The organism is Actinomadura sp. NPDC023710 (assembly GCF_040639875.1).
Lineage (GTDB): Bacteria > Actinomycetota > Actinomycetes > Streptosporangiales > Streptosporangiaceae > Spirillospora > Spirillospora citrea.
The window spans coordinates 14,408-25,381 of the sequence record NZ_JBFAGB010000057.1 but is presented as its reverse complement, the minus strand read 5'-3'; the positions used below and the strand labels follow the sequence as shown (position 1 = coordinate 25,381).

Genomic DNA, 10,974 nt, shown 5'->3' with positions numbered 1-10,974 from the left:
TGGCCGGGCAGTCACTCTGGGGTTCGGTCGGTTAGCGGACGTCCACGTAGTCGGTGGCCTGCGCGGGAAGGTCGGTCTTGCCCGTGCCGGGTGCGGCGTAGGGGCTGAGGTAGTAGGCCATCCAGGTGGCGTCCGCCGGGGTCTTGCACCGCATCTGGAACCAGCCGGCCGAGTCGGTCGCGTCCCCACCGTTGGTGCAAGACGGCGTCCGCAAGGTCGTCTGTCCCTTGAGGCGGTACTTCGCGCTCACCCACTTGCCCTTGACCGGTTGCCAGCCAGCCGAGGAGGACCACCGCATCAACCGGCCCTTGAGCGTCAGGTACTGGCCCTTGCGCGCCGGTTCCGGGGAGGCGTTGAAGCCGGCGAAACCGGTCTTGTAGTACACCGAAAACGGGTAGCCCGACTCGACCTTGGCGTAGGCGGCGTCACCGGCGAAACTCGTGCGCAGCCACCCGGTCGTCCACGCGGTCGCCCTGATCTTCACCCTGCCCTTGGCATCGGTCTGGCCCGAGCCGACCTGCTTCCAGCCGGTCTTCGGGTAGCCGGAGGTGCCCTTGGGCGCCCACCACAAGGTCACCTTGCGCGACGGAAGCGCCTCGCCGCGCACCGCTTTCAACGTCCGTCGGACCTCGAAGGCCTTGCCGCGGATCGGATAGACCGGGTTGGTCTCCCGGTCGCCCAGCGCGGTGTCGATGTACAGCCGGCTGATCCAGCCGAGCACCCGTGCCGATGTCTCGCTCACCTGCCCGTAGCCGGCCACCCGCGCGATGATGTTGCCCGGTCCGGGGAAGAGGGTCGCTCGAAAACGGCCGCCGGCCTGGACCGTCGCCGTTACCTGGAGTTCGCCGTCCGGGCTGTCGAAATGCACCACCAGCCCCGCCGGCGCCGCCACCCACCCGGCCCCCCGGTTCTGCTGCACCTGCCCGGTCACCGTGACATCGGCGTCCCAGTTCTGCGTCGCCACCGGATCGACCACAATGCGCTGCGGAATCTCCGACTCTGCCGCCTGCGCCGGGAAGGCAACCAGTGTTGCCAGCAGCATCCCGCCGCCCATCACTACCGGCACTGCGTTCTTCATGTTCGAGCTCAATCCCGTCAATTCCATGCGCGGTTGCCACTGTGGCGAACCGTCGAAGACACTCACTGCCCGGGCCCTGCGGGGCAGCATGACCGCTAGCCCTATTACTGGTATTCCAGCTTCCAGATCTGGTGTGGTGGGATCGGTTCCACTGGTTCTGCCTGGAGCACCCGTGCTGCTTCAGGGGCTCCCTCGTCGTGGGCGTCGGCGACGAGGGAGCTGTGCTTGGCGATCAATCGGTAGCCGAGGTCGCCGTCGTCGGCGACACCGACGACCTTCCATAGCTGCTGCTCAGCGCCTGGTTCGCAGGTGGCCTGCTGGACGGCGGCACCGGGCTGCGTCTGCGCATCGGCCACCTCGAGACACCTGGCCGCTGACGGGTCGCCTTTGAGAGTGTTGACGTTGGCGAGCATGTAGTAGCCGTCCCCGTAATCGGAGAACTTCCACTTCTGCCAATCCCCGCCGTTGCATTCCCAAGGCATCACAACGACCTTGTCCGCCGTGGAAGCGCCTGCGACGTCCATGCACTTCTGAGTGCTCGCAGCACGCAGCCGGTGCGTTATCCCGTCGAGATGATGGCGTTTCAGTGTGGTGATGTTCCACAACTGCTCTTCGGTGACCGGTTCAGTGCACGACCACTGCAGGACGTTCGCGGCGGGGGCCGCCGAGGCCGAGTCCACGGCGAGGCATTTGTCGCTCCGACGTGACTTGAGTTGGTACCCGCCGGCTTTCTTCTCCGGCTTCCACTGCTGGCCCGTGCTGCCGTTGCATTCGTACTGCCACACGTTGCGCCCGTCAGCGGTGCCGGAGCCATCGGTTCCGTCAACGTCCAGGCACTTTCCGCTGTTGGCGCTGATCAGCTTGTAGTAACCGTCGCCCGCCTCGATGAACTGCCAGTCCTGCGCGGGGTGAGTGTTGCAGTTCCACTGCTGCACGTTGGTGCCGTTCTCCGTTCCGGCTCCCGCGACGTCCAGGCAGTGGCCGGAGTTGACGTTCACCAGGCGCAGCGTCTTTCCTGCGAACTCGTGGTCCTGGACGGACTCGGTGTAGATCACGTTCAGAACCGACTCATCGGGGTGGGCCAGCGGCCACAGTTGGGAATCGTCGATCCAGCCGTTCCAGAACGACGTCTTGGTAGAGCCGTTCGGCGTCGCGCCTGCCAGCAGGGGGCCGGAGCCGGCCGCCGGCGTCCACGTCGTGGCGGCCGTCTTCACCTCGGGCGCCATGATCCGGGTGGTGGAGCAGTTCCATGGCTCGTCAGGAACACAGACCTCGCGGCTTCCCTCAGCTTGGGTACGGAGCCAGAGTTCCTGCTTGAGCGGGTCGTAGCCGCCCATCAGGGACGCCCAGTGAGCGGTCCACGGCTGCCCGTCTCCCGCCTGCGCCATATCCCGCGTGACAGCTGTCAGTACGGTGCCGTCGGCTTTTCGGTGCCTGAACGCCCATTTCCCGCCGAGCCAGCCGAGTTCGAAGACGGTGCCGTCAGCGGCAGCCTGGCTGATCGCCACCTGGTCGCCCTGGACGGAGGCGAGCTTCAGCCATGTCGAGAACATAAAGCGCTGGCCGGTGTCCACCAGCGTGACCGGGTTGCCGCCGGGGTCCGTCCAGGGCTTCACTTCGCCGAACTGTGTCGAACCGTTGAGGAGCACTGCACGGTCGGTCGGAGAGCCAGCACCGAGATTGCCCGCTTGCCCGAACACCGCGCCTCCGTTGAACACGAGGTTGGCGTTCGGGTTCGCGGCACCGCTGGGTCCGACCGCGCCGGCCACGTTGCCGGTGGGCTCGTCCATCGACCACGCGGCGTCACGCGGGGGCTGCTCCACACCGAACTCGTACTTCTTGGCCGCGCTCGGGTTGCCTGCCCGGTCGTAGGCGGTTACTTCTACCCACTGGGGTCCGAAGCGGGTCGGCGTCCACGCGACCGTGGAGGATGCCCCGGGCGTGACCGTTTTCGTCCCTTCGGCCCCGTCGGCGAATCTGTAGTGGAACTTCACCACATCGGCTGAACTGGCGGGCGCGAAGGTGAAGGTGCCCGGCACGTACTTGCGTGCGGCCGGGTCGTATCCCGATGTCGCTCCGGCAGGATACTCAGGGGAGGAGACTACCGGCGTGTTCGGCCTGCGAGCGTCCACCGTGTACTCGCACCACTCCGACCACGGCCCGTACAGGTTCGTGTCGTCCATCCCCCGCACTCGCCACATCCAGCTCGTTCCGCCATCGGCGGTGGCCGGAAAATCATCACCCTTGACGACCGTCAACGAGGCATGCAAGTAGCCGTCGGAAGCGGCATGCTGAAACTTGTCCCCCGGAGGGACGTAGCGCTTCCAACTCTCTTCGGGCTTGCCGAGAGGAGCGAGTTCGTACTCCGCGGCCAGCAGCTGCCCATCGAAGCCGCCTGAGTTGTCGCCGTCGTAGTCGGTGATCAGCGCGTTGGCCGTCCGGTCCTTGGAAACGCCCATCCAGGGGCGACCGCTGCCCCGCACACATCCGTACTTGGTCGTCCCTCCGTTCCTCATGTGGACGTCCTTGGTCGGCATGGGATACCGGGAGAACTTCACGACCATGCGCGGGTCGATATCCATGACCTTCCAGGTGTGGGTGTCGTTGTAATCTTCATCTGGGAACAGGCCCATGGTGAAGAAATCCCACTTGTGGTCAGTGGCCCACTGCACCACTCTGGTCAGGTTTCCACCGGCGAAGTGAACATCATTGGAGGTTCCGTTATCGCCGCATTCAGGACGACCTACATTGACCGGTGCACTGGCCAAGAAGTTGTTGCTCCAGCCGGAGCCGTCAGGGATGTAGGCACCTGACCGGGTATTCCATGAAGTAGTCGAGTAGATGTGCTCGACATTGAGCAAGCGCACGTCTCGTGTAGTGCACGACCAGGCATGCATGGCGTCGAAGGTGATGTCAACAGAATTGATTTTCACCTTTACGCTTCCGGACCATGTGTGGATGGGGGTCGTGTCCATCCGGATGTAGGAGCGTTTGTCGGTGTAGTCTTCGACTTCGCGACCGGTGGGCAGCCGGTCGGGCTTCCAGTACTTGGAGTCGGGCCACGTCCGATCGACATAAGCCCAGCCAGCCCCCTTGGTTCCCTGAGCATCGTCGGACTCTCGCCCGCCGTTCCACGTCTGCCAGGACGGGTCGAGCACGATCGGAAACTTGGCGTCGGGTGCGGTGAGCAGTTCCTGATGCGGTACCAGCGCCAGTGACCCCGAGGTGACCTCGATTCCCAACGGCCGGGAGGACGCCTCAGGCGAGGGCCCAGCGGCAACGGCCTCGGGAGACGTCCGTGTGACGGCGCCGTTCTCGGTCCCCTCCCACATCAACGGCTCTGGCGCGGTGAACACCTCATTTCCGGCTTCGTCCACCGCCGCGAGCCGACCGCCGGAGAGCTCCTTCAACTGCACTCCGGAGGCCCTCACCCCGAACTCGATCTTCTCCAATTCGGGATCGCGCGCCGCCTCCGGTGTCTTCACCACCACGTAGTGGGACCAGCCGGTGGGCGTCGACCTGACCACCAGGTCCACCCCCACGCCCCCGCCGTCCACGTAGGTGGCGCTCTCAGCCTCCAGGACCGGAGCCGGAAGCCTGGCTCCGGGCCATGTAAGCGTGAGACTCTTCCCGTCTTTGGTCATCGTCGCCAGCACGTCGTCGCCTCCGGCGCCGAAAGTGACTCCGTTGACCGACATCCGCGAGGCGTATCCGCCCTCGGCGGTCCGCTCCAGGGTCAGATCAGCGTCGTGAAAGACCCCATCGCGTTTCACACGAACCGGCACCGGCGACGTCTCGAACGAGAACTGGCCATCAGGCAGCGCGGAAAGCTTTCTGCTTTCCGACGTCTGACCAGCGATTTCTACCGGATCGCCGGTCTCCTTGGCCTTTGCCAGCGCGGCGTCGATAGGCGTCGGCGTCGGGCCGGCCTCGTCCGCATGCACCAGGGCAGGTGGCACGGATAGCAGCGAGGCCACCAGGACAGACGCCATCAATCCGGAGAGAACCCTGGAGCGCCGACACAGTGCGTCAATGACCCATGACGGAAACGGCGAACCATTACCAACACGGACGCGCAAAACGACCTCGCAAGATTAAATCCACCTAAAGTCGCCCTAAACATAAACCGACGTTCCCCGAACCGGAAGAGTGATCATCTTCGGTCTTTTGTGATCTAGATCACCGTCGACTTCCGCCAACCATGGTGGGGGCATCCGCGTCTTTCGGTCGGCACTGCCATGGAAGGATCCCTTGCGTAACAGGTCGCACGGAAATCGCTACTCTTCGTTCCCCTGTATCCGCAGACTTCAGGATCTGTGGCCGGGAAGGGTCTTTCAAACGAGCCAGCGGGCTGCTAATCAGACCGCAAGCACGGAGCCCTTTCCACCTTGGCCACAAGGTCACGGGTGATGGTGAGGAGCAGAGGTGGCCGGTGACGCGGCGAGGCTCCAGGGAAGAGCGCTGCCGACCGAAACAACCGCCTCGCCGGGCGACTCTGATGCGCTCCACCGTGCTGCGCTGGATCCGCCACTCGCTACCCGCACCTCGAGGCCGAGTTGGTCGTCGACCCCGCGGTCGTATCGGATCGCGCCGCCGCGCACTACTGCCCGGCTCGTCCCGTACCTACCGGACAGACTCAGGGACTGCAGGTCGGCCTGTAAACCCTGTGCCTGATCGGGAACCGGCTGGGCCAGCTGCCAAGCACCCAACTCGCCGATCGTATGAGGAGTCCGCCGCGACGGCCGGAAGCGGTGGGAACGGCCTGCGGGCGTAGGAGCTGAGATTCGGCTGAGTGCGCCCGTCGTGGGCACGTCCAACTTTTGAAGGCGCCAGCGCCTTTAAGGGACGACGTGTACCACCACAAGAAGGAGGCGGCTGGATGTCGCTGATGGTGGAAGCTTCGCGCGCTGCGGCTGCAACGCTGGCCTGCGTGGCGGCGAGCATGGACTTGACCCGGGTGCTCCTGCAGCGGCGCGCGCACCGGCCGATCGAACATCGTCACAGCACCGCCCAGGGCGACCGGAACGATACCGGCCCGGGCGTAGCCAGTGAGGCGGAGCTCGAGTCATGACCGGCAACGCGCGCGGCGCGATCGGCGGAGTCTTAGTCCACGAAGGCACTGAAGGACAAACAGGTGAGCTGGCGGCCTTCTTTATGGAGCATCGTTGGCTGCTGCGCCGCTTCCTGGTGGCGCAGGGCTGCCCGGACTGCGACAGCGACGACATCGTCCAGGACGCGTTCTTGATCGCCTGGACCCGGTGGCAGACCATCGCCTACTACGACAATCCCAAGGCTTATCTGTACAAGGTGGCCATCCGCCTCTGGCACCGAGCCGCAGCGCACCGCGGTCAGACCGGCAGCCACGACGAGCAGCAAGACGTCTTAGAGACGACGCCCGACCAAATCGACGTGGGCGGGTACGTCGAACTCTCCGACACTCTCACCAGGTGGTTTGGACAGCTGCCCGCTCAGCAACGCAAGGTCGCCGGGTTGCGCCTGATCGCCGATCTGTCGGAGGTCGCGACCGCTGACATCCTCGGCATCAGCCTCGGAACGGTGAAATCTCAACTGAATGCGGCCAGAAGGAAACTTGCCGAACTACGCGACCAAGACGAGCGCGACGAGCACCGAGATGGAGGCAAGCGGTGATGAGCATCGACGACCTGATCCGCCAGGCAGCCAACGCCGGCAGGTACAACGACCAGACGGCGCTGCGCTCCTTCCTCACCGCCGCCGACCAGGCCCACCAAGATCCCCGTCAAGCCCGGCGCATCCGCGCCCTGGCCGAACTGGTCGACATCGACATCGCCGCCTACGACCAAGGGCTGACCGCCCTCGACCACGGCGACACCCACGCCGCAGAGACGCTCCTGCTGCACGCCGCCAAGGCCGGGATCAATGACCCCGCCGACATCCTGGCCGAACTCCTGGCCCAAGACGTCGATGCTGACCCCCCTCTGGCACTCGCACGGCGAGCCGCGGAGATCCGCGCCCACCGCGCGATCCTCAAAGCAGCCTGTCTTCGACAAACCGACCCGACCCCGGGCCGGACCGCACCGGGCCACAGGCAGGCTTCCGCAGCGACCGAAAGCGGCGTGACGAAGGATGCACTAGCCGAGGTGCTGATGGCGGCCATGGACGTCAAGGACCCCCACACCCGCAGGCACAGCCAGCGAGTCTCACGTCTCACCAGCTTGCTCGGCACGGAACTGGGCATGCCAGTCGCGCATATCGAGGCGGCCCGTCTGGCCGGGCTGCTACACGACATCGGCAAACTCGCCGTCCCCAACGCCGTGCTACTCAAGCCCGGCGCGCTGACCGAAGCGGAATACCGCATCATCCAGCTGCACGTTCACCACGGCACCGCGATTGTGCAGGAACTCCCGGAGTTCTTCACCCAGACCATCCCCGGCCTCGGCGCCGATCCGCTCATGCGCGACACGGTCGCCGGGATCTTGCACCACCACGAGCAATTCGATGGCAGCGGCTACCCCCACGGCCTGGTCGGCACCGACATCCCCCAGGTCGCTCGGACGGTGGCCGTGGTCGACTGCTTCGACGCCATCATCACCACCCGCAGCACCGCCCTGGCACGGCCCATCCCCCAAGCCACCGACGTGCTACGCCAGTGCGCGGGCACTTCACTCGACCCCGAGATCGTCCACGCCTTCCTGACCGTCCTGAGCACCCACCGCGACGAGATCGAGCACCTCAGCAGACAAGACCGCCCAGCCACCCCCGCAGAACCCAACCCAGCGGCCTCCCCACGGGAGGAACTCAACGCATGCGACCGATCCTGAGCAGGCGAACCCCGATCATCACCGAACTAGAGCCTGGTACCGAAGCCGTCCGCCGTCCGGCCGAGCAACGTGGGCCGGCACCAACGCTGGGGCCAGTACCAGATCGGCGCTCCGCGAAATTCACCGCTTGGCATCGGTTCACACAACACGAGCAACCCCACTGCCAGCGTTCCCTCGACTCCAGGTCAGCCGTCTTCCCGGTACAGCGAGCGCCGGAATGTCTCCACATCAGCCAGGTAGGCCAGTCGAGCGACTCGGACCGTTGTTGTGGTCATCGCTAAAGCCGTGGGCGCTACTCGATCAAGCGCAGACAGCGGATGCGAGGCGGGCCGAGAACGCGGACGACTCCGAGTGAGCAACCGGGTTCTCAAAGCAGTCAGCGGGGCTATCGTCACCGACCTCGACCGGCCGCCGGACGACGCACTCAAATTGATCGGCCACCCGTGTGAGCGCTTCGGAAATCTGCGAAGCGTACGGTGGCTCCCCCAGCTGGCTCCCGAGACTACGAAGCGGCCATCGGGACAGGCGAGAACGCGCGGTGGACAACGCTCTGACCTGCGGGAACTTGGGGTGGGCGATACTGGGTTCGAACCAGTGGCCTCTTCGGTGTGAACACGATCAATCAAGCCCAGAGGAAGCCGCCTCTCAACAACGCCGCAGGTCAGACAGCATCCTTTGCTCCTCCACAGCGCACCTCAGGGAATATCAGGTCCGTTGCGATCTCCCACGATTAACACTTAATGCCAACGACCGCGCTAACCCAAAGTAGCCGGAACGCCGCGCGGGTTCGATCAGTGCACCGGTCGGCTTGTTCGCCCAGCGCGGCGTCCTCCTCGGTGCGCGTGCGGTGGCTAACTCACGGCTCCTCACGCTCATCTGTCATCGATTGGTACTCCGCTCCACCCACATTCCGTTCAGAGGCAGACACGGGAACCGCAGCGAAACACCGCGCCCGTGAGCCCCTGCCGATCGACCTGCACGGCTACGCCCCCGGATCCGCCCGGCGCGGCCGTATGGTCGGCGTGCTCCTTACTGCAGTACGTGGGGCGCTTGCCGCCGTGGCGGCCCTCACCGTCCAGCGTTGCGGCGGCTCGAAGTTCATCAACCGGTCGGCTAATACCGTGAAATTACTGCCAATGAATCCGGGTTAACGCCGAAATGTCGACCCCGGAACGCTAAGTCCCGCGAAGGGTGGATGCGATTCCGAGATCTCAGGCTAATCTGAACGCACATATAGTCGATACTGACTCACCATGATCGCATTAGGGGCCGATGCCTGAGTCGGCGTTCGGCTTCGACGGGGGAGTTCCGATGCGAGACGGGAACGTCGGGCTGAGTACCACAGGCAGTCGAGGCGGGCTGATCAACTTACTTCCCACCGTACTTCGTAATGATCGCCTATTCAACGACACGTTCGGGTTCTCCCGCGGCGCGCTGATACCGATCATCGCGTTGGGCCTCACATATCTCATGGCGAGCAACCCCAAGCTGTTCAAGGTGCTGGCCGGGGTCGACATGGGCTGGCGGTGGGCAGGCCGATCCCTGGACGAGATCAACAGGGAGGCCATCCGCTTTGACGATCTCGTGAACAGTCCGTCGTTCGCCGATTACAACAGGTTCATCACCCAGTTCGCACTGATCGCCATCCCACTTCTCCTACTGGCCGCGCTGGTGCGGTCGATCGTCATATTGCACTGGCAACCATTGGCCATCACCCTGGCGGGCGCCGTGGCAGGCGCTCTCGCGATCCCAGTGTTCAGCTGGATCGGCGAAGTGGCGGTCGTACTCGTCAGGCTGAGCTCGTTCATCGTGCATGCGATATCGAGTTTCATATCCTGGATCAGCCCGGTACTGGCCGTGCTCGTCTTCATCGTGCTGGGCTGCGCGGCGATCATCGGGCTGGTTCTTCTGGTCCGCTACCTGCACAGGGAGCGACACTGGCCTGCCGCTCTCCTCGCGCTTCTCGGTGCAGCGGCCGTTTACGGCGTGATCCACTTCGGCATGATCGATGGATTCCTGGCCTGGATCGACGACGCAATCGAGAGCCTGGCTACATGGATCTCCCGCTATATTGGGCCCGTCATCGGCGTCATCGTCGTGGCTTCCCTCGCCGTCATATTCACCCTTGTCGTGATTGGTGCCACGATCGCCGTTCTGGGGCAGGTCGGCCGCACGATCTTCCTGTCCCTCACTTCCGCCGGCAGGGCGGGGCGCGATCAGGGAAAGTGCGCCGACCTCGCCGCCGGGGCCGGAATCCTCATGTCAATGCTGCTGTGCGCGGCGGTGACGGACACCAAGTTCCACACGTTCTTCCTGGACGCCTGGAACAGCACGCCCTACCTGGCGGACATGCCCTCGCCTTTCACTGGAAGCAACCTCGTCGCCGTATACGACTTCCTCCTTCCGGACGCGGCCGAAGACCTCCTAGAAATTGGTTTTGAGGACTACACTCCGACCGTCGACGCCTCCATTCTCGTGCTGGTCTTCGTCATCGGTTCACTCAGCTTGATCTTCCAAGAGCGGAAATGGGAGAACACTCACGGAACGCGTATCGCGCAGCCGGTGATGATCGCTCTAGGGCTGGCGGTCGCCATGGCCATACCGTTGCTGCTACTGCTCATCTGGGCCAAGTACATATCCCAGGACGAATGAAATACCTGGTCAGACTGACACTCCGGAGCAATCGATCGGTCGCCGCGAGTGCGCGACGAAGCCTCTGCCTCGTCCTGCTGCACGCGGACGGCTCTTCAGAATAACCGCTGAGATCGTGCCGCATCGTTTTACTTGGACGTCATATCATTGGGCGAGTCGGCGGTGACAAATCAGGGCGGCGGCGAGGCCGACGAAGGCCAGGAAGTGCTCGGGCTTGCGTTCGTAGCGGCGGTGCAGGCGGCGGTATCCGCTCAGCCACGACACCGTCCGTTCCACCACCCAGCGGTAGCGCCCGGGCCGGTTGGAGGACTCGATGCCGCGGCGCGCGATGCGAGGGGTGATGCCGCGCCCGAGCCGCCGCCCTCAACCTCCGCCGACTCATCAACCTCGGACTCACCCGAACCAACCACACCTGGCACATCTCCCCAGCCTCCGCTCGCTCGC

General features: G+C 64.6%; 6 protein-coding genes and 1 pseudogene. 4 read left to right on the top strand and 3 right to left on the bottom strand.

The features are described 5' to 3' along the window. Window positions 1-31: 31 nt before the first annotated feature. Window positions 32-1,078 carry a hypothetical protein gene (locus tag AB0H37_RS40710; RefSeq protein ID WP_360617987.1) on the bottom strand — a complete coding sequence of 349 codons (1,047 nt, stop codon included), beginning with the start codon at window positions 1,076-1,078 and terminating at the stop codon, window positions 32-34. Between the two features lie 104 nt (window positions 1,079-1,182). Further along, window positions 1,183-5,070: an RICIN domain-containing protein gene (locus AB0H37_RS40705; protein WP_360617986.1), complete on the bottom strand. Its 3,888-nt coding sequence runs from the start codon at window positions 5,068-5,070 to the stop codon at window positions 1,183-1,185. Between the two features lie 887 nt (window positions 5,071-5,957). On the opposite strand from AB0H37_RS40705, the gene AB0H37_RS40700 reads away from it, so the two are divergent. From AB0H37_RS40700 to AB0H37_RS40685, 4 genes are all read left to right on the top strand, one after another. Beyond that, window positions 5,958-6,149 carry a hypothetical protein gene (locus AB0H37_RS40700; RefSeq protein ID WP_360617984.1) on the top strand — a complete coding sequence of 64 codons (192 nt, stop codon included), beginning with the start codon at window positions 5,958-5,960 and terminating at the stop codon, window positions 6,147-6,149. Further along, a complete protein-coding gene (locus AB0H37_RS40695) occupies window positions 6,146-6,727 on the top strand; it encodes a sigma-70 family RNA polymerase sigma factor (RefSeq protein WP_360617982.1) in 582 nt (193 codons plus the stop codon). The genes AB0H37_RS40700 and AB0H37_RS40695 overlap by 4 nt, the downstream gene beginning before the upstream one ends. Continuing rightward, the gene (locus AB0H37_RS40690; RefSeq protein WP_360617981.1) at window positions 6,727-7,878 is read left to right on the top strand and encodes an HD domain-containing phosphohydrolase; all 1,152 of its coding nucleotides are present in this window, start codon (window positions 6,727-6,729) and stop codon (window positions 7,876-7,878) included. The genes AB0H37_RS40695 and AB0H37_RS40690 overlap by 1 nt, the downstream gene beginning before the upstream one ends. A gap of 1,311 nt (window positions 7,879-9,189) precedes the next feature. After that, window positions 9,190-10,530, top strand: a complete 1,341-nt coding sequence (locus AB0H37_RS40685) for a hypothetical protein (protein WP_360617979.1) — start codon at window positions 9,190-9,192, stop codon at window positions 10,528-10,530. Window positions 10,531-10,674: 144 nt separating this feature from the next. Here the strand turns inward: AB0H37_RS40685 and AB0H37_RS40680 are convergent. Beyond that, window positions 10,675-10,878, bottom strand: a pseudogene (locus tag AB0H37_RS40680) (transposase); the annotation flags it as partial. Between the last annotated feature and the right edge of the window lie 96 nt (window positions 10,879-10,974).